The organism is Neobacillus nitrireducens (assembly GCF_030915405.1).
GTDB lineage: Bacteria > Bacillota > Bacilli > Bacillales > Cytobacillaceae > Neobacillus.
Genome location: NZ_CP133262.1, coordinates 3,216,835 through 3,242,566, shown reverse-complemented (window position 1 = coordinate 3,242,566; position 25,732 = coordinate 3,216,835). Strand labels below are relative to the sequence as shown.

Genomic DNA, 25,732 nt, shown 5'->3' with positions numbered 1-25,732 from the left:
GGTAAAAAGTTCCACGTGGAACTTTTTACCAAGAAATTTATCATTTATTATTAAGCTTCTTCTCTAATTACTAAATGGCGAATGATATCTTCGCTGATTTTTGCAAGACGAGAAAATTCTTGTACTGCATCAGCTGAAGATGTTGTTTTAGTGATTTCGTAGTATCCGTCGCGGAAATCGTTGATTTCATACGCTAAACGACGCTTACCCCAATCCTTTGTTTCAGCAGTTTCCGCACCGTTATCAAGAAGAATTGTGTTAAAACGCTCTACTAAAGCTTTTTTAGCTTCATCTTCAATATTTGGGCGGATGATGTACATGATTTCGTACTTATTCATCACAGTCACCTCCTTTTGGTCTAAACGGCCCAATTGGGCAAGGAGCAATTATTCATTACTCACAAGTTGAAATTATAGCATAGTTATTTAACAAAAGCAATCTCATTCACAGGAATGAGATTTTTGAATAGCACTTTTAATTAGGATGTTGATTTCCATTCCGCGGGTAATTTATACGTTAAAACGGAAATGGATGACGTCGCCGTCTTTTACTTCGTATTCTTTACCCTCTAAACGGACTTTTCCAGCTTCTTTTGCTGTAGTATGACTGCCGGCTGCTAATAAATCTGCATATGAAACGGTTTCTGCACGAATGAAGCCACGTTCAAAGTCAGAGTGAATGACTCCAGCACATTGCGGTGCTTTCATTCCCTTTCTAAAGGTCCAGGCCCGAACTTCTTGCACACCTGCTGTAAAATAAGTCGCTAAGCCTAGTAAGTGGTAAGCCGCACGGATTAATTGGTCAAGGCCGGATTCTTCAATTCCTAACTCTGACAAGAACATTTGCTTTTCTTCACCTTCAAGTTCAGCAATTTCCTCTTCAATCTTTGCACAGATTACGATGACTTCTGCATTATCAGCAGCCGCAAATTCGCGTACCTTTTGCACATATTCATTATCAGTAGGATCGGCAATATCATCCTCACTAACGTTAGCTACATAAAGGACAGGCTTGATCGTTAACAAATGAAGCCCTTTTACCAATTTCATCTGTTCTTCTGTAAAATCAACCGTCCGGGCTGGTTTCTCTGCCTCAAACGCATCACGGAGCATCGAGAGGACCTCGAATTCAGCGGCTGCATCCTTATCTTTTTGCTTTGCCAATTTTTCAACACGGTTGATCCGCTTTTCAACAGATTCCATGTCAGCCAAAATCAACTCCAGATTGATGACTTCGATATCATCGATTGGATCTACTTTACCGGATACATGGGTAATGTTATCATCGGCAAAACAGCGGACGACTTGGCAAATTGCATCTACTTGACGGATGTGGGAAAGAAACTTATTTCCAAGTCCTTCACCTTTACTTGCGCCTTTAACAATCCCGGCGATGTCGGTAAATTCAAAAGCGGTCGGAACCGTCTTTTTCGGTTGAACAAGTTCAGTTAATTTTTGCAGGCGAGCGTCAGGAACTTCGACGATTCCTACGTTCGGGTCAATCGTACAGAAAGGGTAATTGGCCGATTCTGCTCCTGCCTGGGTAATTGCGTTAAATAAAGTAGACTTACCAACATTCGGTAAACCTACGATACCAGCTGTTAATGCCATTTAGTTCACTCCTCAAAAAAATAAAATCTATTTTAAATTAATATTAGTTCTGAATATTAAAAGACAAGTCTTTCACAATTATAGGCATTCTTATAGAAAAAGACAACTGCCGCTTATTGGGCGGCAGTTAGTTTATCCTTTCAAGATTAACGAGACAATCATACAATGTACTGCCTAAACCGTTATCTGATGAACGGCTTGAGGTTAGGTTATTAACCGACCCGCCATATTGCCTCCAGATGCCTTCATCGATATTAATCGTGTCCGGATGAGCTGAGGCTGCTATCACAATAAAGCCCTTCACTTCGCCGCGGTCATTCCATACCCTAACCAAATCATCCTTTTGCAAACCGAGACGATCCGCAATATTTCGGGCAACCTCCACCTTCACCTTTGGTGCCGTTGCGAATAGATGATAGTTCTGTGAGTGATTGGAGCGCATGGGATGAATGGTCAGCAGACTATATGGATATTTTTCAGCAAGCTGTGGATTTGCCCACTTTGACTCTTCGGGTACAGCTAAGGTTAACGGTTTTTGACCAATCCGGGCAGTAAATTCAACCTTACCTGTTGGAGTTTTAAACTTGCGGTCTTGCCAAGGGATCATTTTTACCGGCAATTCTAATGTATGCTTTTCCATTAAGGTTTCAAGGGATAGACCCTTGGTTTCCAATGCTTGAAAGGCCATTTTAAGAAATTGATTTCTTGTAAAATCAAAATCTGCACCGAAGCCAAGTCTGTTTGCCAGTTCGGTCCAGATCCATAAATCAGGTTTCGCTTCACCCGGTGCCGGGACAAGTTGAGGACCATAATTTACATAATGGTGGTACATCGAGGAATAATAGATATCCTCTTCCTCAAAAGCGGTGGTTGTCGGTAACACATAATCAGCAAGCTTGGCGGTATCGGTCATAAATTGTTCGATTACCACCAGTGATGCTACTTTTGAAAAGGCCTCTTCAACGACCTTGGTGTCAGGCACCTGGGTCAATGGATTACCGCAGGTCACAACAATCATTTGAATTTCCGGATTGATTGCATTTAATACTTCTTCTGCTTGCTTCATGATTGGGAATTGCCGGGAACTCTGCCTGCGATTAGGAAGGGTTAACTCCTCAAATACAAAACTTTGCCCCACTTGAAGGTTGGCATAATTGGCGCCGCCGCCCGCCATACCAATATTTCCGCTCACGGCAACAAGGGCATCAATGAAGCGTATCGTATTGCCGCCGTTTTTATAGCGCTGCAGACCAAGCCCCATAAAGGTAGAAGTTGGTTTATCTGCATAAATACGAGCTAATTTAGTCATTACTTCACAAGGTACTTCAGTCATTTCACTAAGTTTTTCAATTGTAATGCTGTCCAGAAGCTGGACTACGTCTTCAAATCCAAGCGTATATTGCTCAATAAAAGCATGGTCTTCTAACCCTAAGCGGAGCATTTCCTTGATAATCCCCGCTGCTAATAGTCCGTCCATACCAGGTTTAATGGAGATATAGTTATCCGCAATTTTTGCGGTTGCATTAAAGATCGGGTCAATGACAATGAGTTTAACCCCACGCTTTTTCGCCTCTACCAGCTTTTCATAAAGGTGCATATTTGTTCGGGCGACATTTCGTCCCCAAACAATAATATTTTTACTATTGATTAAATCATTAGGTTCATGGCTGTATGCACCACCAAAGTCCCACCTTTGTGCTTCAATACCTGCTCCCCAGCAAAGAGAACCGTAGAGCTCGGTGACACCGCCATAGCAATTAAAAAATCGCTGATCTAGGCTTTTCAATAAACCATTATTTGCATAGTCATGACTGTGCAAAACAGCAGTAGATCCACATGTTTCTTTAATTTCAAGTAACTTAGCAGCAATCTCATCCAGTGCCTGCTCCCAGGAGATTTGTTCAAATGTACCGTTTATCTTTTTTAGTGGATGCAATAAACGTTCGGAGGAGTTTGTCCTAGCTTCAAGCATCCGACCCCGCCCACAAATTTTCCCCCGGGTAATCGGATGGGAGGGATCTCCTTCAACCTGAGTTACCCTATTATTTTCGACAGTTACATTGAAACCGCAGCTATCCCAGCAATTTAACGGACATGCGGCTTGACGAATTTGTACCAAATTCTCCACCCCCTATACACAAAACTTATTTCTACTTTTCTAATAAGAATAATATAGATTTTCAAAAAAAAGAAGCATAAGACTACTCTTCATGCTTCACCAAAATTTTCTTCATTTTCCTTGAAAATTCTCTTCTTGGAATGAGGACACTATGACCGCACCCCTCACATTTGATCCGAACATCCATCCCCATGCGAATCACTTTCCAACGATTTGTTCCACATGGATGCTGTTTCTTCATCTCGACAACATCATTTAAGGCAAATTCCTTTTCCTCCATCGCAAAATCTCCCCTTATTTAGGTTGTTCAGACCCATACATGATCACTCTTGGATTTGGAGCCTTGATTCCATTCTCGTCTAACTGAAGTTTTATATCCCTACGAATATTCCGTGAAACGGCGGCTTGCTTCATTGGCTGTGTTTCTGCTACCACCCGTAACACAACCTCAGTTGCGCCCATTGTTTGAATCCCTAATAGCTCAGGGGCCGAAACCAATTCCTCATATTGAGCCGGCATAAACTTGATGGTTTCCTCAATTACATTTTCCGCCTTAGCAATGTCTTCACCATAGGCGATGGCAATATCAACAACGGCGATACTATTATTAATGGAGAAGTTGGTTACTTCGATGATACTGCCATTGGGTAAAATATGCAGTTCACCGGTCCAGCTTTTAATTTTTGTGGTTCTTAACCCTATAGTTTCGACATTTCCTTCATATTGTCCTATGCGAACATGATCACCTACAGAAAATTGATCCTCAAAAATAATAAAAAAACCGGAAATAACATCCTTCACTAGGCTTTGTGCCCCAAAACCAACGGCTAAACCAACAACCCCAGCCCCGGCAATCAGTGCTTTTACATCAATTCCTAACACAGAAAGAATCATCATAAAGGCAATAAAATAAACCACGTAGGAAAGGACGCTATCAAGTAACTTTGAAAGTGTTTCTTCCCGCCTGTCTGATGTATTGAGCGGAGACAGGTTTCTAATTTTAAAAATATTATGGATCATTAATTTTCCAATGCGAATTAAGATATTTGTAATCACCAAAATTGCAATAATTTTTAAAAGGTTTTCACCAAGATTAAGCCACGTATCTTCATCTTGAAATTTAGCAAGTAACTTTTGCATTCCCTTTTGAGTGAGACTCATTCGGACACCATCCTCAATACCTTCATAATCAATCTCTATTTTAGCAATTATTTTGCACAGTTAATAGCATAATGAATTTTCCTTTTTCTCCCCGCCGTATGTATAGAAATACAGAAAATTCCGTATAATAGTAAGACTTATTACGGTTAGGGAGTGACTTAATGAATCTAAAGACCAGTTTTTTTGACAGGAGGGCTAAAACACGCATCAGCCACGATGATTTACATGCGGCTGAAAACCTTGCTGAGGAATTGCTTGTGAATATTCCAAGCATGACAAGCCGCCCAATCGTCTTTGTTTGTATTGGTACGGACCGCTCCACAGGAGATTCATTAGGACCACTGGTTGGGACATTGCTAGAAGAAAAGGTCTTGAGGACCTTTTATGTGTACGGGACCTTAGATGATCCGATTCATGCGGTTAATCTTTCTGAAAAACTGAAGGAAATACAATCCATACATGACAACCCTTATATGATTGGCATTGATGCCTGTTTGGGCCGAATTAAAAATGTTGGCGTCATTCAATTAGGAAATGGACCTGTTAAGCCCGGTGCAGGGGTGAACAAGGAACTTCCTGCGGTCGGAGAGATTCATATCACCGGCATCGTTAATGTTAGTGGATTTATGGAATTTTTTGTGTTACAAAACACCCGTTTAAATCTTGTGATGAAAATGGCAAAAACAATTGCCAATGGCATCTATCAAGCAAGCCTGCTTTATCCTAAGAAGGCACAAAACTGGACGGAGTTAAACTTAAATTGGCTCGAAGAAGAGAAAACGAATTAAAAGAGCAAACGGTTCCCCGATTGCTCTTTTTCTTATATTTATTATAAATACTGATGATAGCTATAAAGAACTGTGACAATCAATCCGGTAACGACGATACCAGGCAGCAGGTTGGCTACTCTGATTTTCACCATCCCGGTTAAATTTAAACCAATTGCAAAAATCATAATTCCACCCGTTGCGGTCATTTCAACAATAAACTGGTCCATTAATGCTTGGGGGACAAACCGATCAATCTGAGTAGCGAACAATGCAATTAATCCTTCATAAAGGACAACTGGAATTGCTGAAAAAATAACACCAATTCCCAAAGTTGTGGTTAAGATTAACGCTGTAAAACCATCAATTAACGATTTAGTGTACAAGACTGCATGGTCACCGCGAATGCCGCTATCCAGTGCTCCAATAATCGCCATTGCCCCAATCACAAAGATGAGCGTAGCTGTAACAAACCCTTCTGAAATGCTCCCTTTCCCATTGCTGGCGCCCACTTTCTGCTCGAGCCATAAACCTAAATCATTTAATTTATCCTCTAATTTTAGCGCCTCGCCGGCAACCGCACCGACAACTAAACTAATGATCACTATCAGGAAATTTTCACTTTTTAAGCCCATTTGTAAACCCAGCACCATGACGGACAGGCCGATCGCATACATGACTGTAATCTTCATTCCTTCAGGGATGCGGTTTAATAATTTTCCCAAAAGTGTTCCTATAACAATTAAAAGTCCATTGACAAGCGTCCCTAATAAAAACATTTTACATCCACCTTTTTTCGACCTTCGAAATATATTTCTTTTAAACTATCATATATGTAAAAAAAATAAACCATCTTGTGATGGCTTATAAGGATGAATCTTCATGATGAAGCATTTCTAATATCCGTTCCAAATCCTCTTGAGAAAAGAACTCGATTTCAATTTTCCCTTTATTCTTGTTCTGCTTAATATTTACACTCGTACCAAACCGTTCCCGAAGGACATGTTCGCGCTCTTGGATAAACACATCTTTTTTCTTCTCTAGTTTTTTTGTTTCACGTGGAACATTTTCATTTAAGTGCTGAATCAATTTTTCCAACTGACGAACACTTAATGCTTCCTTGATTATCTTTTCAACAACGGCTGGGATTTTTGCTTTTTCCCGGAGTCCTAACAAGGCACGGCCATGCCCCATTGAGATTTTCCCGGTGGAAATGAACTCTTGGATGTTTGGAGGGAGCGAAAGCAAACGAACATGATTGGCTATATGCGGCCTGCTTTTACCCAGTCGCTTCGCCACCTCTTCTTGTGTCAGCTTAAGTTTTTCCATTAACATTTGATAAGCTAATCCCTCTTCAATTGGATTTAAATCTTCCCTTTGCAGGTTTTCAAGGACAGCTAATTCCATCATTTGCTGTTCAGAAAGCTCGCGGACGACAGCTGGGATGGTTTCAAGTTTTGCCTCTTTCGCAGCACGGAAACGGCGCTCACCAACTACAATTTCAAAGCCGCGAATGCTTTTTCTAACCACAATTGGCTGCAGGATTCCATGTTCGATAATAGACTCTTTTAATTCATCGATTGTCTCTTGTTGGAAGGTTTTCCGAGGCTGGTAAGGATTGGGACGCAGTTCAGTCAGTTTAATTTCCTGAACAGACTCCTCATTACCCTCATCCGAAAAGAATGCATTTAGGCCCTTCCCTAAACCTTTAGCCATTTGAGACCACTTCCTTTGCTAAATCTAAATACACCTCTGCACCACGGGATTTTGAATCATACGTAATGATTGGTTCCCCATGACTTGGTGCTTCACTTAGACGCACATTTCTTGGAATAATGGTTTTATAAACTTTATCCTGAAAATATTTCTTCACTTCTTCAATTACTTGGATACCTAAATTCGTTCGTGCATCAAGCATCGTTAATAAAACGCCTTCAATTTTCAAATCCTGGTTCAAGTGCTTTTGCACAAGTCTTACTGTACTTAACAATTGACTTAAGCCTTCCAATGCATAATATTCACATTGAACGGGAATTAAGACTGAGTCAGAAGCCGTTAAGGCATTAAGGGTTAATAAGCCTAACGATGGCGGACAATCAATAATAATATAATCAAATTGATCTCGCACTTCTTCAAGTGCCCGTTTCAAACGCACTTCTCTTGAGATCGTCGGTACCAATTCAATTTCTGCCCCTGCCAGTTGAATAGTCGCTGGGATTGCATATAAATTTTCCACCGATGTCTGTTTAATTACATCCTTTGCTTCTACATCATCTACTAGTACATCATATATGCATTGGTCAACTTCTGCCTTTTCAATACCAATCCCACTTGTTGCATTTCCCTGTGGGTCCGTGTCGACAAGCAGGACACGTTTTCCAATATATGCTAAGCAGGCACCTAGGTTGACAGAGGTAGTCGTTTTACCGACTCCGCCTTTTTGATTCGCGATTGCAAGAATTTTGCCCACGATGTCACCTACCCTTTTATTCTCTCAAAGTTTTATTCTTGTATTCTATTAAATTTTATTAAGATACTGTCGATTGGGCGAATCTAACCTGTATGATTAAAAGGAAAAATTCCATTCCTTTATTTTAGCATGAAACAGATAGCTTGTAGGATTTTTTCTAAAAATATTCAAATGTTCAAGAAACTTGTAGTTGTGATTTAGCGGGGGAATGGACACTATTTATCCATACATTACCATTTATGTTCAAAAAAAAGAACCAAACATGTGATTTCGTCTGGTTCTAGCTTCTATTTGTCTATTTATCTGCTATTTTTTCTTTGGTATCCGAATGGTAAATTGGTAGAATTCGTCAAATTCTTCTTCTTCAGCATCAAGGTTAATCCCGCTGTCCGTTACCATGGTTAAGGATTGGCGAATCGTATTGACGGCGATTCTCATATCTTTACTAAAAGCCTTTCGTTTCGGCTTTGGCTTTTCATCTTTTTGTTGCAGCAGTTTGACAACACGTTCCTCTGTCTGCTTGACATTAAAATTCTTTTCTATAATTTCAGCTAACAGCACCACTTGTTTTTCCGGGTCCTTCAGAGGAATGAGTGCGCGTGCATGGCGCTCTGTAATAATTTTATTTAACAAGGCCTCTTGAATGGGCTGCGGTAATTTAAGAAGACGGAGCTTGTTGGCAACGGTTGACTGCCCTTTTCCAAGGCGTTGTGCTAACGCTTCTTGTGTTAGGTTATGCAATTCAAGCAACTTCCCATACGCCATCGCTTCTTCAATCGGCGACAGCTCTTCCCGTTGTAAATTCTCAATTAAAGCAACAGAAGCCGTTTCAGTATCCGATAAATTTTTGATAATGGCTGGTGCTTCGGACCAGCCGAGCTTTTTCATTGCACGAAAACGGCGTTCCCCGGCAATAATTTCAAATTGGTCAATGGCATACTCTCTAACAACAATCGGCTGAATAATACCATGTATGTGAATCGTCCGTGCTAATTCTTCAATTTTCTCCTCATCAAAAACCGTTCGAGGTTGAAATCGGTTTGCAACAATATGATCAATAGGTATCTTTTTTATTTCCTCATTTTTTTCTACAATTAGCTCTTTTTCAAGCGCAACCTCTTGTTCTCCCTTATCGCCGAGGCCAAAAAAGCGTGTAAACGATTGCTTCATCCCCAACACCACCTTTACGAAACTCCCTATTACTTATTCTTTACACACAGACATTCTTCCTGCTAAGAATATCATGTTTGTTGAAAAATTGTTAGGTCTTCTAATTAGCTTTTATTACAAGATAAGAAACGGCCGCTTCCGCTTTTCTTATTCAATCGGTGTCTTTCCCGGTGTTCCAGGCTTGCGTGGATATTTCTTTGGCGTTTGCTTTTCCTTTTTTATAATTAAGATATTCCGCTCGCTTTCTTCCATTGGCAGCGTAAAGGTATGCATAGCTTCCAACCTTCCGCCAAGGGTCGTAATCGCCTTTTGCCCCACTTCTAATTCATCATTCGCATGGGCAGCTTTCATGGCAATAAAGTACCCGCCTGCTTTAACCAATGGTAAACAAAGCTCAGAGAGTACAGACATTCTTGCTACGGCCCTTGCAGTTACCACATCAAAGCTTTCCCGATAGAGCGGATTTACCCCAAAGGTTTCGGCACGGTCATGAATAAAGTGAACATTTTCTAACTTCAATACCTTCGCAAGATGATTTAAAAATGAGATCCGCTTGTTTAAAGAATCAACAATTGTCACTTCAATATGAGGGAAGACAATTTTTAAGGGAATACTAGGGAACCCAGCCCCGGCCCCGACATCACAGAGATGAAAGGGCTTTGTAAAGTCAAAATAGAACGAGGCGGTAATTGAATCATAAAAATGCTTAAGATAGACTTCAGCTTTATCCGTAATCGCAGTTAAATTCATTTTTTCATTCCATTCAACCAACGTTTCAAAATACAGCTCAAACTGGTCTATTTGATCCTGCGTTAGGGAAATCCCTTTTTCCTTTAGGTTTGCTTCCAATTGTTCGATGATCATTCAGTAATCTTCCTCACATAATTATTCATTTGAAACTCTTGCAATTTTGCCTTGTTCTAAATAAACAAGCAAAATTGACACATCGGCAGGATTTACCCCAGATATCCGCGATGCCTGGGCAATCGATAGCGGTTTGACTAATTTAAGTTTTTGTCTGGCTTCGGTCGCAAGTCCTGAAACAGAATCATAATCAATATTCTCAGGGATCTTCTTATCTTCCATTTTCTTTAATCGTTCAACTTGTTGCAGGGACTTGCTAATATAGCCCTCATACTTTAATTGGATTTCCACCTGTTCCTTCACATCTTCATCAAGTGACATTTCACTTGGGAAAATTGTATCGAGCTGATGATAAGACATTTCTGGTCTTTTTAATAAATCAGCGGCACGGATTCCATCCTTTAATTCACTTCCGCCAATGCCCCGAATCATTTCTTGAACCTCAGCTGTCGGCTTTAGGAACGTTGACGTTAAACGCAGTTTTTCCGCTTCAATTGCTTCTTTTTTCTCCAAAAACTTTTCATACCGATCGTCACGAATCAATCCAATTTGATGGCCGATGTCTGTTAATCGTAAATCAGCATTATCATGGCGTAATAGCAGGCGATATTCCGCTCTTGACGTTAGCAATCGATAGGGTTCATTTGTTCCTTTGGTGATTAAATCATCAATTAACACACCAATATAGGCATCCGAACGGCTTAACACTAACTGCTCACGGCTAAGTGCATTTAATCCTGCATTGATACCAGCCATGATTCCCTGGCCGGCTGCTTCCTCATAGCCGGACGTCCCATTAATTTGACCCGCTGTATAGAGACCCTTGACCACTTTGGTTTCTAGTGTTGGCCATAATTGGGTTGGTACAATTGCATCATATTCAATCGCATATCCTGCTCTCATCATTTGTGCATTTTCGAGCCCCGGAACTGTTTTAAGAATTTCCTGCTGTACATCCTCTGGTAGGCTCGTTGATAGCCCCTGGACATAGACTTCCTTTGTGTGCCTTCCTTCAGGCTCAAGGAAAATTTGATGACGAGGTTTATCATTAAAGCGGACCACCTTATCCTCAATCGATGGACAATACCGTGGGCCAGTTCCTTTAATCATTCCAGAAAACATCGGCGAACGATGAAGATTGGCGTCAATTAACTGATGGGTACGATCATTTGTATAAGTCAACCAGCATGGCAACTGATCGGTAATATATTTCGTTGTTTCATAGGAAAAGGACCTTGGAACTTCGTCACCGGGTTGGATTTCTGTTTTACTATAATCAATCGTATTACTATTTACGCGTGGCGGTGTTCCTGTCTTAAAGCGGACGAGTTCAAATCCAAGCTCCTCTAAATGCTCCGATAGCTTAATCGATGGCTGTTGATTATTGGGGCCACTTGAATATTTCAATTCCCCAAGGATAATTTCACCGCGTAAGTAGGTGCCGGTAGTAATCACGACTGTTTTTGAGCGGTAGACCGCACCTGTCTTGGTAATAACCCCTTTAGCAACTCCATCCTCGACAATCAGTTCCTCGACCATCCCTTGGAGTAAGGTGAGATTCGATTCCTCTTCGAGTGTTTTTTTCATTTCATGCTGGTAAGCAAATTTGTCAGCTTGTGCTCTTAACGCACGAACAGCCGGTCCTTTTCCTGTGTTCAGCATTCTCATTTGGATATAAGTTTTATCAATATTTTTACCCATTTCCCCGCCCAAGGCATCAATTTCACGAACGACGATCCCTTTAGCTGGTCCGCCAACGGATGGGTTACATGGCATAAAGGCCACCATATCAAGATTGATGGTAATCATTAATGTTTTTGCGCCAAGTCGAGCAGCAGCAAGGCCTGCTTCACAGCCGGCATGACCTGCACCAACGACAATGACGTCAAAATTTCCTGCTTCGTATTGCATATTGTCACTCCTCTTTCTATTTCCCTAAACAGAACTGTGAAAATAATTGATCAATTAGGCTTTCGTGGACACTTTCGCCAATGATTTCGCCAAGTAATTCCCACGTCCTCGTTAAATCGATTTGAACGATATCAATCGGAGTCCCCATTTCTACTCCATCGATTGCTTCTTCAATGGTAGTTAAGCTTTGGTGCAATAGTGCAATATGACGACTGTTTGAGACATAGGTTATATCGCCGGCATCAATTGTCCCAGCAAAGAATAACGAGGCAATTGCTTCCTCTAATTCATCCACGCCACGATCCTCAAGTAAGGAGGTGGTGACAATCTTGTGCTCTTTGGCTAACTCTCTTACTTTATCGAGGTCAATTTGCTGCTCCAAATCCGTCTTATTGATAATAACGATAACATCCATTCCTTTAACCACTTCAAACAACTGTTCATCTACCAGGCTTAACTTGTCAGCATAATTTAAAACAAGCAAAATTAAATCTGCATCCTGTAAAACTTGGCGGGAGCGCTCCACACCAATTCGTTCGACAATATCCTCTGTTTCTCGAATTCCGGCTGTGTCCAAAAGTCTTAGCGGCACACCGCGGACATTTACATATTCCTCAATCACATCCCGTGTAGTTCCGGGAATATCTGTCACAATTGCTTTATTTTCATGTACTAAGCTATTTAAAAGCGAGGATTTCCCCACATTTGGGCGTCCTACAATTGCAGTGGACAGTCCTTCCCGTAAAATTTTCCCCTGTTCCGACGTCTGGAGGAGCTTTTTGATTTCTTCCCTAACAAAATAAGCCTTCTCAGCTAACATCTTATGAGTCATTTCCTCGACATCGTCATATTCTGGATAATCAATATTCACTTCGACATGAGCAAGTATCTCTAAAATCTCCTGCCGTAGTCTTTGAATTAATTTCGACAGGCGCCCTTCCATTTGTCCCAAGGCAACATTCATGGCACGATCCGTTTTTGCGCGGATTAAATCCATTACTGCTTCTGCTTGCGATAAATCGATCCGTCCATTCAAAAATGCTCTTTTTGTAAACTCACCTGGTTCTGCAAGTCTCGCTCCGTTTGTAAGCACCTGCATGAGAACTCGATTTACAGACACAATCCCGCCATGGCAGTTGATTTCAACAACATCCTCTTTGGTAAAAGTCTTCGGCCCTCTCATGACCGATACCATTACCTCTTCGACGACTTGCCCGGACTTTGGATCTAGCAAGTGTCCATAGTGAATCGTGTGCGTTGCTGCTTCAGACAGCTTCTTTCCACCAATACTTCTAAATAGCTTGTCTGCTATCAGGATTGCTTCATCTCCGCTCAACCGAACAATCGCAATCGCACCCTCCCCCATCGGAGTCGATATTGCCGCAATCGTATCAACTTCCATTTCCTACACCTCTCATTAAAAAAATCAGTCCATCTATATAAACAGTAATTTTTTTCTCCAAAACAATAGAATACCACATTCATACCTGTGGAAAAAGTAAACCTTCTTCACAATAATTAATCCACAATTCACTTCTATCCCATTATTATTCTAACTTATCCACATGTGAATAACAATAAAACGCAAATTGATAAATAATTGCTGTTATCAACAGGTTTATTTTTTTGGAGACCACAAAAAAGACACCCTATCTTAAATAGGATGCCTTTGTGATTTAGTAATACATTTTAAAGGTTTATCTTCTGGGTGCAGGAGAGATCACAATAAAGCGATGCGGTTCCGACCCATCAGAAAATGTTTTGACCCGTCTGTTATCCGATAAAGCAGCATGAATCACTTTTCGCTCATAGGAAGGCATGGGTTCTAAGGTTACATCTTTTCCCGACTTAACTGCCTTTTGGGCAAGACGATGCGCTAATTGAATCAGCGTTTCATTTCTTCTTTTTCGGTAATCCTCAGCGTCCAGAATTACGGTTAAATACTGATTGGAAAAACGGTTAAGCACTAATTGCGTCAAATATTGAAGCGAATTTAAGGTTTGGCCTCTTTTCCCAATCAATAATGCAATCTTTTCGCCAGTCATAATTAAATGAACATGTTTACCGTCTCGTTTGATTTCTATTTCTGCAGGAGCGCCCATTTGTTCACTTACCTGAGTCAGAAATTTTTTGGCCTCTTCAATCGGGTCAATAATAACGGTCACTTTAACAACAGCTGGCCGCGTTCCAAAAATTCCGAAAAGCCCTTTTTTACCTTCATCAATAATATCTATATCTGTGCGGTCTTTGCTGATTTGTAATTGAGCTAAAGCTGATTTTACTGCTTCTTCGACAGTTTGTCCTGTAGCAGTTACCTGTTTCACTTTTTTGCTCCTCCCGCATTACCGGATGCTTTTGCCGTTTTTAAATCCGGTCCTTTAATAAAATAAGTTTGCACAATCATAAAAATATTTCCGACTACCCAGTACAACGAAAGTGCAGCTGGGAAACTAAAGGCAAATACCACAATCATGATCGGCATCATCCAAAGCATCATCGCCATTTGCGGATTCTGGTCTTGTCCAGCCATCATAATTTTTTGTTGAATAAACGTAGTTATTCCCGCCACAATCGGCAAAATATAGTAAGGATCTTTATCCCCTAGGTCAAACCAGAGGAAATTATCTGAAGCAATTTCCCTTGTTCGAGAGATGGCATGGTAAAAACCAATTAAGATGGGCATTTGTACAATTAATGGAAAACAGCCAGCCATTGGATTTACTCCATGCTTTGAAAACAGAGCCATCGTTTCCTGTTGTAGTTTCTGCTGTGTTTTTTGATCTTTAGAACTATACTTCTTCTTCAACTCGGCCATTTCCGGCTGCAATGCCTGCATTGCCTTAGAACTTCTTGTCTGCTTGATCATTAGTGGCAAAATAATAAGGCGAATGAGGATCGTTACAACAATAATCGATAACCCAAAGCTGCCCCCAAGAATGTGCGCCCCTTCTTTAATCACCCACGATAAAGGATAGACAATGTATTCATTCCAAAACCCTGAACTCTCCGATGTTATTGGCTTCTTAATTTCACTGCATCCTGTCAGGAACATAAATACAGAAAGTAAACCAATTCCTAGTAATATTCTTTTTTTCAACCAAGTTTTCCTCCTTACATAAAGATAACAAGCAAATTTTCACCTAACTTATGTACTATTTATTTTGGAAGATTTCAAAGGTATTTTATCATTTAAGCAAAGGAATTGTCTTTAATAGATGCAAATTTCAGGCAAATTCCTTTGCAATTTATGTCTTAAAGTTACTTTTTCAAAACCTTCCCCACTTTTAGCACATGGGTTAAACTTTTTTTCACTTCGAAGAAATCCATTTCAGCAGCAGGTTTCCTCGCAATAATCACGTAATCATTCCCTGGAGCTAACTGTTCGTTCAGTTCAAAAATGGATTGTCTTACATACCTTTTGATCCTGTTCCTTGTCACCGCATTTCCTATCTTCTTACTGACAGATAGGCCGATACGAAAGTAATCTTGTCCCTCTTTTGGTAAAGAGTAGACAACAAATTGCCTATTCGCAAATGAGTGGCCCTTTTGAAATGCCGCTTGGAATTCTTTATTTTTTTTAATACGCAGCTCTTTTTTCATAAAAAACACCTTCAGTCGGATTAGAAAAAAGACCACTGACTGTGCAGTGGTCTATGCTGATAATACTTTTCTTCCCTTAAGACGACGACGAGCTAGAACCTTGCGGCCATTAGCTGAGCTCATACGACTACGGAAGCCATGAACTTTACTGTGTTTACGGCTATTTGGTTGATATGTTCTTTTCATTATATGACACCTCCCTGAGGAATAGCTATCAAAGTTTAAATGACAGTCTTACTTATTATAAAGACGTCACCATAAAATTGTCAACTACTCTTCGCTATTGTTTCCATTTCCAAATTTTATTGAACATGAAATTGCTTATTTCCAGAAATTATAAAACTAAGATGAAATGATCCTAACCATAGTTGAAGAATTGTAAATTTTGATGCTAAAAAAACAATCCGCACTACCCCAGTGCAGATTCAAATGACTTGTGGATAAATTTTCGACATTTTTTTCACTCTTTACACAAGATATTGACAGGTTTTGCACAATTCATCTACTTGTGGACAATTACTGTGCACATATTGTTACAGTTGTGGATAAACTACGAAAAGGCATTGCGCATCAAGCAATTATTTGATATTATATTTGTGTTTTCACTCTTAATAACTTTATCCACAAGAATACGTTATCCACAAATTGTGGATATCATGTGGATAGTTTATTCAAGGGTGCTGTAGAAGGTTGTCCACAAGAGGTGGATATTGTCGAAACTCCATTTTACTTCCTTATTATATATTATCCACATTCACTATTTCGTATATTTATAAATTAATAGGTTGTACTGCTGGTATAATTGCGAAAAAGCGTATTATTTTATAAAAAATCAAAACAAAGGAGGGATGTTTTTTGGAAAATATTGCGGATCTTTGGCATGCTGCCTTAGCCAATATAGAGAAAAAGATTAGCAAACCAAGCTTTGACACCTGGCTTAAGTCGACAAAGGCCCATTCCCTTCAAGGTGATTTACTTATCATAACTGCTCCCAATGAGTTTGCTCGGGATTGGCTGGAAGAGCGTTATTCGCAGCTAATCTCTGGGATTCTTTATGAAATCACAGGAGAAGAGCTTTCTGTTAAGTTTATCATTCCGCAAAATCAAAGTGAGTCGGAAAATGATGTGCAATTACCTCCCAAAAAGGTTAAAAAGGACGACGACCATGGGGAATTTCCTCAAGGTATCTTAAATCAGAAATACACGTTTGATACATTTGTAATTGGCTCAGGCAACCGTTTTGCCCACGCTGCATCACTCGCAGTAGCCGAAGCCCCGGCCAAGGCATACAATCCCCTCTTTATCTATGGAGGAGTTGGCTTAGGAAAAACGCACTTAATGCATGCGATTGGCCATTATGTCTTAGACCATAACCCTGCTGCAAAAGTCGTATATTTATCATCTGAAAAATTTACAAATGAATTTATTAACTCAATTCGTGACAATAAAGCGGAGAGTTTCCGCAATAAATATCGAAATGTCGATATTTTACTTATAGATGATATTCAATTTTTAGCCGGAAAAGAATCAACGCAAGAAGAATTTTTTCATACATTTAATGCGCTTCATGAGGAAAGTAAACAAATTATTATCTCCAGCGACAGGCCGCCTCGGGAAATTCCGACGCTGGAGGATCGGCTCAGGTCCCGTTTTGAATGGGGATTGATTACAGATATTACCCCGCCTGATTTGGAAACGAGAATAGCGATTCTTCGTAAAAAGGCGAGAGCAGAAGGCTTAGATATACCAAACGAGGTCATGCTTTATATTGCCAATCAAATCGATACAAACATCAGGGAGCTAGAAGGCGCACTCATCAGGGTTGTTGCCTATTCATCCTTAATCAATAAAGATATTAATGCCAATTTAGCAGCAGAGGCATTAAAAGATATTATTCCGAGTTCCAAGCCTAAAGTGATCACGATTCTGGATATTCAAAAGACGGTTGGGGAACTATTTAGTATAAAACTTGAAGATTTTAAGGCAAAAAAGCGGACTAAATCGCTTGCCTTCCCTAGACAAATTGCCATGTATTTATCTCGGGAATTAACCGATTATTCCTTGCCGAAAATCGGCGAAGAATTTGGCGGACGTGATCATACGACTGTCATCCATGCACATGAAAAAATATCTAAACTTCTTCAAACAGATGCCCAGCTGCAACGGCAAATGAAAGAATTACATGAACTTTTGAAGGTTTAATAAAATATCAGCCCAATTTCTTTAACAAATATGTGAATAACTTCTCTGTATTTACACACAGTCTGTCCACAGGTGGATAGGCTGTGTTTCCGTTGAAATAATCACTTATCCACATATCTACAGGCCCTACTAGTACTTCTACTATTTTTTAAAAAAAAATATATTATTATTTGCTATTAAAAATATGATTAAATCGGAGGCTTACAGGCGATGAAATTTATCATCCAAAGAGATCGGTTAGTCCAGAGTGTTCAAGATGTTATGAAAGCTGTTACGTCAAGAACAACCATCCCAATTTTAACCGGAATCAAAATTACAGCTACAACTGAAGGTGTTACCTTAACCGGAAGTGATTCTGATATTTCAATACAGTCCTTTATTCCAAAAGAGGAAACCGGGGATGAAATTATTGAAGTGAGACAAGCAGGAGCCATTGTTCTCCAGGCAAAGGTCTTTAGTGAAATTGTCAAAAAGCTGCCGACAGATACGGTTGAAATTGAAGTTTTAGGTTCGCTTCAAACAGTCATACGTTCTGGTAAATCTGAATTTAACTTGATTGGTCTGGATTCAGAAGAATATCCGCACCTTCCGCAAATAGAAGAAAATAATAAATTTCAGATTGCCACAGATCTTTTAAAGGCGATGATTAGACAAACCCATTTCGCAGTGTCCACCTCAGAAACACGCCCCATCTTGACAGGTGTAAACTGGAAGGTCGAAAACGGGGAACTAAACTGTATTGCAACAGATAGTCATCGACTTGCCCTTCGAAAGTCAAAGGTCGAAATAGCGAACAACGAAGGTTATAATGTCGTCATTCCAGGGAAAAGCTTAAATGAGTTGAGTAAAATTATTGATGACAGTCATGACTTAATTGATATTGTAATTACAGAGAATCAAATTTTATTTAAAGCGAAGCACTTATTATTTTTCTCAAGATTGTTAGAAGGTAATTATCCGGATACTTCTCGTTTAATTCCGAATGAGAGTAAAACGGATGTTACCGTAAATACAAAAGAATTTTTACACGCAATTGATCGAGCCTCTTTATTAGCAAGAGAAGGAAGAAATAATGTTGTCAAACTTTCAACAATTGAAGGTGGTATCATTGAAATTTCTTCGAATACTCCTGAGGTTGGTAAAGTTGTTGAAGAAATTCAAAGCGAATCCATCGATGGAGAAGATTTAAAGATCTCTTTTAGCGCTAAATATATGATGGATGCTTTAAAAGCCCTTGAAGGGACAGATATCAGGGTGAGTTTTACAGGAGCCATGCGTCCTTTCGTTATCCGTCCGCTTCATGATGAAACGATTTTGCAATTAATTTTACCGGTAAGAACATACTAAAAAATTTGAAGCATCATTCACTTGCCACCAAAAAGGTGGCTTTCTTTTAGTTTTCTTTGTATCTCGGTGATTTTTTTAGTAAAATAAAGTATTGAGACCATTTTAGAAATGAGGGTGATGATTTGCCTGAAAAAATTAACATAGACACTGAATTTATTACACTGGGTCAATTTCTTAAATTGGCTGAAGTAATTCAATCAGGAGGCATGGCAAAATGGTTTTTGAGTGAACATGACATATTTATCAATGGCGAACAGGATCAAAGAAGAGGAAGAAAGCTTCGCTCAGGTGATAAAATCCAAATTGCCGGTTTCGGAGAATTTGTGATTACCGAGTAATTACATGTAATTATCGAGCAGCAAGCAAAAGGATGTCGTTTGCATGTATATTGAAAAATTAGCACTAACAAATTATCGGAATTACGAAGAGTTGTTCGTAGAATTTGAAAATAAAGTAAATGTCATCCTGGGCGAAAATGCCCAAGGTAAAACAAACGTGATGGAATCGATTTATGTTTTAGCCATGGCGAAGTCACACCGGACCTCCAATGATAAAGAACTTATTCGCTGGGACCAAGAGTATGCTAAAATAGAGGGTAGGGTTCAAAAACAACATAGTTCATTACCGCTGCAATTATTTATTTCTAAAAAGGGAAAAAAGGCAAAATGCAATCATATTGAGCAGCAAAGGTTGAGTCAATATGTCGGTAATATGAATGTGGTTATGTTTGCCCCCGAGGACCTTAATTTAGTAAAAGGAAGTCCGCAAGTCCGCAGACGATTTATTGATATGGAAATTGGGCAGGTATCGCCCATTTATTTACATGATATGAGTCAATATCAAAAAATACTTCAGCAGCGGAATCATTTTTTGAAAATGCTGCAGATAAAAAAACAGACAGATCAAACCATGTTGGAGATCTTGACGGAACAATTCATCGGGATGGCTGTGAAAATTGTGACGAAAAGGTTCGAATTCCTGCGATTACTTCAGAATTGGGCAAAACCAATTCACCAAGGGATTTCCAGAGGACTGGAATCGCTCGAAATTACCTATAAACCGTCGGTAGAGGTATTAGAAGAGCTAGATTTGTCGAAGATGATAGCATGCTTTGAGGAAAAATTCAGTAAGGTTAGAACAAGGGAAATCGAGCGAGGCACTACATTGTTCGGCCCCCATCGTGATGATCTCACTTTTTTTGTAAATGGAAGAGATGTTCAAACATTTGGATCGCAAGGTCAGCAGCGAACGACTGCATTATCAGTTAAACTTGCGGAAATTGAATTAATTCACGCGGAAATTGGTGAATACCCTATTTTACTGCTTGATGATGTTTTATCTGAATTAGATGATTACCGGCAGTCTCACTTACTTAATACCATCCAAGGGAAAGTACAAACCTTTGTGACAACCACAAGTGTGGAAGGAATTGACCACCGGACATTAAAGGAAGCCTCAACTTTTGTCGTTGAAGCAGGGATTATTAAGAAAGTTAATTGAGGTGAACCATGTATATTCATATCGGGGAAGATATTAATATTCGAGCAAGAGATATTATTTCTATCTTGGATAAAGAGAGTGCAAACAACTCGCCGCTTGTTGAGGAATTCATCAGTCATCGTAAGGATAAAGTAGTTAATCTATCCAAAAACCCCTTTAAATCAATCATTATTACTTTTGATAATGTTTACTTATCCCCGATTTCTTCCGGAACTTTAAAGAAACGTTCAAATCAGATGAATATACATGAATTTTGATATTTATTTATTTTTTTATAACGATATAGATATATTTTTGTCAGAAGGTGCAGGTGAACAAGCATGACTTTGGAACAAAAAGCAGTTGAAGAAGCATATGGTGCGGAGCAAATACAGGTTCTAGAAGGACTTGAAGCGGTTCGAAAAAGACCAGGTATGTATATTGGTTCAACAAGTGGCAAAGGGCTTCATCATCTTGTTTGGGAAATTGTTGATAACAGTATTGATGAGGCGTTGGCTGGTTTCTGTAATGAAATTAATGTCATTATTGAAGAAGACAACAGCATCACGGTAAAGGATAATGGCCGTGGAATCCCGGTTGGAATCCAAGAAAAAATGGGTAGACCAGCAGTTGAAGTAATTATGACTGTTCTACACGCCGGTGGGAAATTCGGCGGCGGAGGATATAAGGTTTCTGGGGGACTTCATGGTGTTGGTGCGTCTGTAGTCAATGCTCTTTCCACTGAACTTGAGGTATATGTCCACAGGGATGGTCAAATTTATTCAATTAAATTTGAACGTGGTGCGGTTGTTCAAGAATTAGAGGTTATTGGAACGACTGATATTACGGGTACAGTTACGCATTTTAAACCAGACGGTGATATTTTCACGGAAACATTGGTATATGAATATGACATTCTAGCTACTCGACTTCGTGAGCTTGCATTTCTTAACAGAGGAATAAAAATTACGATAGATGATAAGCGTGTTGAAAATAAACGTAATGAATACTACTATGAAGGCGGAATTAAATCGTATGTTGAGCATTTAAACCGCACAAAAGAAGTGATTCATGAGGAACCTATTTACATGGAGGGAGAACGTGACGGCATTAGTGTTGAAGTCGCACTCCAATATAACGAGGGGTATACAGATAACATTTACTCTTTCGCAAATAATATCCACACCTATGAAGGTGGAACACATGAATCCGGTTTTAAGACTGCGTTAACAAGGGTTATCAATGATTACGCACGAAAAAATGGCTTGATTAAAGAAAATGATACCAATCTTTCAGGTGAAGATGTTCGTGAAGGTATAACAGCTATTGTATCAATTAAACACCCTGATCCCCAATTTGAAGGGCAAACAAAGACAAAGCTCGGAAACTCTGAAGTCAGAGCGATTACGGATACTGTTTTTGCCAGCACTTTCGATAAGTTTCTGTTAGAAAACCCACCTGTAGCTAGAAAAATTGTTGATAAAGGTTTAATGGCTGCACGTGCAAGACTGGCTGCTAAGAAAGCAAGGGAATTAACGCGCCGGAAAAGTGCGTTAGAGGTTTCCAGTTTACCTGGGAAATTAGCTGACTGTTCTTCCAAGGATCCCTCTGAAAGTGAAATATATATCGTTGAGGGTGATTCTGCTGGTGGCTCGGCCAAACAAGGACGCGACCGTCATTTTCAGGCAATTTTGCCATTAAAAGGAAAAATTCTCAATGTTGAAAAGGCTCGTCTAGATAAGATTCTCTCTAACAATGAAGTGCGGGCACTGATTACTGCAATTGGAACAGGAATTGGAGAAGAATTTGATATTTCTAAAGCTCGTTATCATAAAGTAGTTATCATGACGGATGCGGATGTTGATGGTGCTCATATACGAACACTTATCCTAACGTTCTTTTATCGTTATATGAGACAACTATTAGAAGCAGGATATATATATATTGCCCAACCGCCTCTATATAAGGTCCAACAAGGTAAAAGAATTGAGTATGCATATAATGACAATGAACTTGAACGGATATTCGCAGAACTACCAAATTCACCAAAGCCTAATATCCAGCGTTATAAAGGTTTAGGAGAAATGAATCCTGAGCAATTATGGGAAACAACGATGGATCCTAGTAAAAGAAGTATGCTGTTGGTTAATCTTGAAGATGCAATTGAAGCAGATGAAACGTTTGATATGTTAATGGGTGAAAAAGTAGAGCCACGTCGTAATTTCATTGAGTCAAATGCCCAATATGTGAAGAATTTAGATATCTAAAGAAAAGGTGAAAGGAGGTAATAAGTAATGGCTGAAACACCAAATCCTCGAGTGAAAGATATAAATATTAGTCATGAGATGAAAACATCCTTCCTAGACTATGCGATGAGTGTTATTGTCTCTCGTGCCCTTCCAGATGTTCGGGATGGGTTGAAACCAGTTCATCGCCGTATTCTATATGCTATGCATGATCTTGGAATGCATTCAGATAAACCATATAAAAAATCAGCTCGTATCGTTGGGGATGTAATCGGTAAGTATCACCCGCATGGTGACTCTGCAGTATATGAAACGATGGTTCGGATGGCACAGGATTTCAACTATCGCTATATGCTTGTAGATGGTCATGGGAATTTTGGTTCTGTCGATGGAGACTCTGCCGCTGCAATGCGTTATACAGAATCGAGAATGTCGAAAATCTCAATGGAGTTATTGCGAGATATCAACAAAGATACGATTGATTATCAAGATAACTATGATGGTGAGGAAAGAGAGCCAGTTGTTCTGCCAGCTCGATTCCCTAACCTCTTAGTAAACGGTACAACTGGGATCGCTGTAGGTATGGCAACCAACATCCCGCCACACCAACTTGGAGAAGTGATCGATGGAGTCTTAGCAATTAGTCATGACCCTGAAATTACTACGCAAGAGCTTATGGAAATTATCCCTGGTCCAGACTTCCCGACAGGCGGAATTATCTTGGGCCGGAGCGGTATTCGTAAAGCCTATGAAACAGGCAGAGGATCAATAACCGTTCGTGCTAAAGTAGTAATCGAACAAAAATCAAATGGTAAAGAAGTTATCATTGTCAATGAATTACCATACCAAGTGAATAAAGCAAGATTAGTTGAAAAAATCGCTGAATTAGCTCGCGATAAAAAAATTGAAGGCATTACTGACCTAAGAGATGAGTCCGACCGTAAAGGTATGCGAATTGTTATTGAAGTTCGTAAAGATGCGAATGCCAACGTCCTTTTAAATAATTTATACAAACATACTGCACTACAAACTAGCTTTGGAATTAACACATTAGCCCTAGTTAATGGACATCCAAAGGTGTTGACTCTGAAGCAATGCTTAGTACATTACTTAGATCATCAAGTAGTAGTTATTCGCAGAAGAACAGAGTTTGAATTGCGTAAAGCAGAGGCACGTGCACATATTTTAGAAGGATTAAGAATAGCCTTAGATAATTTAGACGCAGTTATTACACTAATTCGAAATTCACAAACAACGGATATTGCCCGCGAAGGTTTAATGACAGAGTTTAACTTGTCTGAAAAACAAGCTCAGGCTATCCTTGATATGCGCCTGCAACGTTTAACTGGTTTAGAACGAGAAAAGATTGAGGATGAATTTCAAAGTCTTATGAAGCTTATTGCTGAATTAAAAGCTATTTTAGCTGATGAGGAAAAGGTTTTTGAAATTATCCGTGAAGAATTGACTGAGATTAAAGAGCGATTCAATGATAAGCGCCGTACAGAAATCGTAACCGGCGGAATTGAAAATATTGAGGATGAAGATTTAATCCCTCGTGAGAATATCGTCATTTCTTTGACTCATAATGGTTATGTTAAACGTCTTCCAGTTTCAACCTATCGTGCCCAAAGACGGGGTGGACGGGGAATTCAAGGAATGGGTACAAACGAGGATGATTTTGTAGAACAATTGATTACCACTTCAACTCACGATACGATCCTTTTCTTTACGAACAAAGGGAAGGTATACCGTTCTAAAGGTTATGAAATCCCTGAATACAGCCGAACGGCTAAAGGGATCCCAATTATTAATCTTTTAGGTGTCGAAAAGGGAGAATGGGTCAATGCAATCATTCCGGTGGAGGAATTTGTGGATGACTGGTTCCTATTCTTTACAACCAAAGAAGGGGTTTCCAAACGATCTCCGTTAACCTCGTTTGCTCATATCCGCAACAACGGCCTAATTGCCCTAAGTTTGCGTGAGGGTGATGAACTTATCTCTGTTCGTTTAACCGATGGCACTAAACATATGATTATCGGTACGAAGAAAGGTATGCTTATTCGTTTCCCTGAAACAGATGTTCGATCAATGGGACGAACAGCTACCGGCGTAAAAGGCATAACGCTCGATAATGACGATGAAGTTGTTGGAATGGAAGTTTTAGAGGAAACAAATGATGTGTTAATTGTAACGAAAAATGGATATGGGAAACGGACAAAAGCAGAAGAGTACCGAATCCAAGGTAGAGGCGGTAAGGGAATAAAGACCTGCCATGTTACTGAAAAAAATGGTGAACTTGTTTCGATGCGGGCAGTAACAGGTGAAGAGGATCTGATGCTAATCACCACAGGTGGTGTCCTCATCCGTATGGATGTTGGAGGTATTTCAAAAATGGGACGGAATACTCAAGGTGTGAAGTTGATTAGTATGAAGGAAAGTGAAGATGAGTTTGTCGCTACTGTGGCAAAGGTAGAGAAAGAAGAAGAAGAAGTAGTAGATGAAGTAGCAGAAGTACTTGAAAATGGTCTAAACGAGGCTAAAGAGGTTTCTCCTAAAGAGGACTCTCCTAAAGAGGACTCTCCTGAAGCGGTTGAAGCCAATGAGGATATAGAATAAGTAATGAGGAGGGAGCACATGAAAAATGTGTTCCTTTTCTTATGTTGATGAACATTAATAAAAGAAAGAAATAATTAGAAAGAGTTATTACAATGTTTGTAGTAAAAAAGATAGAAAAACGGTTGACTTTAAATATCACAGGTGGTATATTAATTAAGTCGCTTACGGGC

Annotated in this window: 24 protein-coding genes; 8 read left to right on the top strand and 16 right to left on the bottom strand. The window is 39.6% G+C overall.

Annotation, left to right across the window (positions count from 1 at the left end):
* Positions 1-50: 50 nt before the first annotated feature.
* From rpsF to RCG22_RS15675, 5 genes are all read right to left on the bottom strand, one after another.
* Positions 51-338, bottom strand: a complete 288-nt coding sequence (rpsF, locus tag RCG22_RS15695; RefSeq protein ID WP_066249104.1) for a 30S ribosomal protein S6 — start codon at positions 336-338, stop codon at positions 51-53.
* A gap of 171 nt (positions 339-509) precedes the next feature.
* On the bottom strand, positions 510-1,610 hold the full coding sequence (gene ychF, locus RCG22_RS15690) for a redox-regulated ATPase YchF (RefSeq protein WP_308103685.1): 1,101 nt from the start codon (positions 1,608-1,610) through the stop codon (positions 510-512).
* A 127-nt stretch (positions 1,611-1,737) separates the two neighbouring features.
* Positions 1,738-3,729 carry a molybdopterin-dependent oxidoreductase gene (locus RCG22_RS15685; protein WP_308103683.1) on the bottom strand — a complete coding sequence of 664 codons (1,992 nt, stop codon included), beginning with the start codon at positions 3,727-3,729 and terminating at the stop codon, positions 1,738-1,740.
* Between the two features lie 82 nt (positions 3,730-3,811).
* Positions 3,812-4,009 (bottom strand): DUF951 domain-containing protein, encoded by a 198-nt coding sequence (locus RCG22_RS15680; protein WP_026568062.1) that lies wholly within the window; start codon positions 4,007-4,009, stop codon positions 3,812-3,814.
* Positions 4,010-4,023: 14 nt separating this feature from the next.
* Positions 4,024-4,890 carry a mechanosensitive ion channel family protein gene (locus tag RCG22_RS15675; protein ID WP_308103682.1) on the bottom strand — a complete coding sequence of 289 codons (867 nt, stop codon included), beginning with the start codon at positions 4,888-4,890 and terminating at the stop codon, positions 4,024-4,026.
* 161 nt (positions 4,891-5,051) lie between these two features.
* On the opposite strand from RCG22_RS15675, the gene yyaC reads away from it, so the two are divergent.
* Complete coding sequence (gene yyaC, locus RCG22_RS15670) at positions 5,052-5,678, top strand: spore protease YyaC (protein WP_308103681.1); 627 nt, start codon at positions 5,052-5,054, stop codon at positions 5,676-5,678.
* 41 nt (positions 5,679-5,719) lie between these two features.
* Here the strand turns inward: yyaC and RCG22_RS15665 are convergent, their stop codons facing one another.
* From RCG22_RS15665 to rpmH, 11 genes are all read right to left on the bottom strand, one after another.
* On the bottom strand, positions 5,720-6,436 hold the full coding sequence (locus tag RCG22_RS15665) for a DUF554 domain-containing protein (protein ID WP_308103680.1): 717 nt from the start codon (positions 6,434-6,436) through the stop codon (positions 5,720-5,722).
* Positions 6,437-6,521: 85 nt separating this feature from the next.
* Positions 6,522-7,373, bottom strand: a complete 852-nt coding sequence (locus RCG22_RS15660) for a ParB/RepB/Spo0J family partition protein (RefSeq protein WP_308103678.1) — start codon at positions 7,371-7,373, stop codon at positions 6,522-6,524.
* Positions 7,366-8,127, bottom strand: a complete 762-nt coding sequence (locus RCG22_RS15655; protein WP_098260325.1) for a ParA family protein — start codon at positions 8,125-8,127, stop codon at positions 7,366-7,368. The genes RCG22_RS15660 and RCG22_RS15655 overlap by 8 nt, the downstream gene beginning before the upstream one ends.
* A gap of 306 nt (positions 8,128-8,433) precedes the next feature.
* Positions 8,434-9,297: a nucleoid occlusion protein gene (gene noc / locus RCG22_RS15650; RefSeq protein WP_308103676.1), complete on the bottom strand. Its 864-nt coding sequence runs from the start codon at positions 9,295-9,297 to the stop codon at positions 8,434-8,436.
* Positions 9,298-9,444: 147 nt separating this feature from the next.
* Positions 9,445-10,161: a 16S rRNA (guanine(527)-N(7))-methyltransferase RsmG gene (rsmG, locus tag RCG22_RS15645; RefSeq protein ID WP_308103675.1), complete on the bottom strand. Its 717-nt coding sequence runs from the start codon at positions 10,159-10,161 to the stop codon at positions 9,445-9,447.
* A gap of 21 nt (positions 10,162-10,182) precedes the next feature.
* Positions 10,183-12,072, bottom strand: a complete 1,890-nt coding sequence (gene mnmG / locus RCG22_RS15640) for a tRNA uridine-5-carboxymethylaminomethyl(34) synthesis enzyme MnmG (RefSeq protein WP_308103674.1) — start codon at positions 12,070-12,072, stop codon at positions 10,183-10,185.
* Between the two features lie 16 nt (positions 12,073-12,088).
* Positions 12,089-13,474 carry a tRNA uridine-5-carboxymethylaminomethyl(34) synthesis GTPase MnmE gene (gene mnmE, locus RCG22_RS15635; RefSeq protein WP_308103672.1) on the bottom strand — a complete coding sequence of 462 codons (1,386 nt, stop codon included), beginning with the start codon at positions 13,472-13,474 and terminating at the stop codon, positions 12,089-12,091.
* A 295-nt stretch (positions 13,475-13,769) separates the two neighbouring features.
* Positions 13,770-14,396, bottom strand: a complete 627-nt coding sequence (gene jag, locus RCG22_RS15630; protein ID WP_066249137.1) for an RNA-binding cell elongation regulator Jag/EloR — start codon at positions 14,394-14,396, stop codon at positions 13,770-13,772.
* Entirely contained in the window at positions 14,393-15,169 is a 777-nt protein-coding gene (gene spoIIIJ, locus RCG22_RS15625; protein ID WP_308103670.1) for a YidC family membrane integrase SpoIIIJ, read from the bottom strand. Before spoIIIJ ends, jag begins: the two co-directional genes overlap by 4 nt.
* 161 nt (positions 15,170-15,330) lie before the next feature.
* Entirely contained in the window at positions 15,331-15,672 is a 342-nt protein-coding gene (gene rnpA / locus RCG22_RS15620) for a ribonuclease P protein component (protein WP_308103669.1), read from the bottom strand.
* A 51-nt stretch (positions 15,673-15,723) separates the two neighbouring features.
* The gene (rpmH, locus tag RCG22_RS15615; RefSeq protein ID WP_035446353.1) at positions 15,724-15,858 is read right to left on the bottom strand and encodes a 50S ribosomal protein L34; all 135 of its coding nucleotides are present in this window, start codon (positions 15,856-15,858) and stop codon (positions 15,724-15,726) included.
* Positions 15,859-16,527: 669 nt separating this feature from the next.
* On the opposite strand from rpmH, the gene dnaA reads away from it, so the two are divergent.
* The 7 genes from dnaA (at position 16,528) to gyrA (ending at position 25,562) form a co-directional block, all read left to right on the top strand.
* Complete coding sequence (dnaA, locus tag RCG22_RS15610; protein WP_098260332.1) at positions 16,528-17,874, top strand: chromosomal replication initiator protein DnaA; 1,347 nt, start codon at positions 16,528-16,530, stop codon at positions 17,872-17,874.
* Between the two features lie 210 nt (positions 17,875-18,084).
* A complete protein-coding gene (gene dnaN / locus RCG22_RS15605) occupies positions 18,085-19,221 on the top strand; it encodes a DNA polymerase III subunit beta (protein WP_308103668.1) in 1,137 nt (378 codons plus the stop codon).
* 122 nt (positions 19,222-19,343) lie between these two features.
* On the top strand, positions 19,344-19,559 hold the full coding sequence (gene yaaA, locus RCG22_RS15600) for a S4 domain-containing protein YaaA (protein WP_066249155.1): 216 nt from the start codon (positions 19,344-19,346) through the stop codon (positions 19,557-19,559).
* Positions 19,560-19,602: 43 nt separating this feature from the next.
* Positions 19,603-20,721 (top strand): DNA replication/repair protein RecF, encoded by a 1,119-nt coding sequence (gene recF / locus RCG22_RS15595; protein ID WP_098260334.1) that lies wholly within the window; start codon positions 19,603-19,605, stop codon positions 20,719-20,721.
* A gap of 8 nt (positions 20,722-20,729) precedes the next feature.
* Entirely contained in the window at positions 20,730-20,978 is a 249-nt protein-coding gene (gene remB / locus RCG22_RS15590; RefSeq protein WP_166251191.1) for an extracellular matrix regulator RemB, read from the top strand.
* A gap of 69 nt (positions 20,979-21,047) precedes the next feature.
* Positions 21,048-22,967, top strand: coding sequence for a DNA topoisomerase (ATP-hydrolyzing) subunit B (gyrB, locus tag RCG22_RS15585; protein ID WP_098260347.1), 1,920 nt, complete (start codon positions 21,048-21,050; stop codon positions 22,965-22,967).
* A 27-nt stretch (positions 22,968-22,994) separates the two neighbouring features.
* Positions 22,995-25,562 (top strand): DNA gyrase subunit A, encoded by a 2,568-nt coding sequence (gene gyrA, locus RCG22_RS15580; RefSeq protein WP_308103667.1) that lies wholly within the window; start codon positions 22,995-22,997, stop codon positions 25,560-25,562.
* The last annotated feature ends 170 nt before the right edge of the window (positions 25,563-25,732 follow it).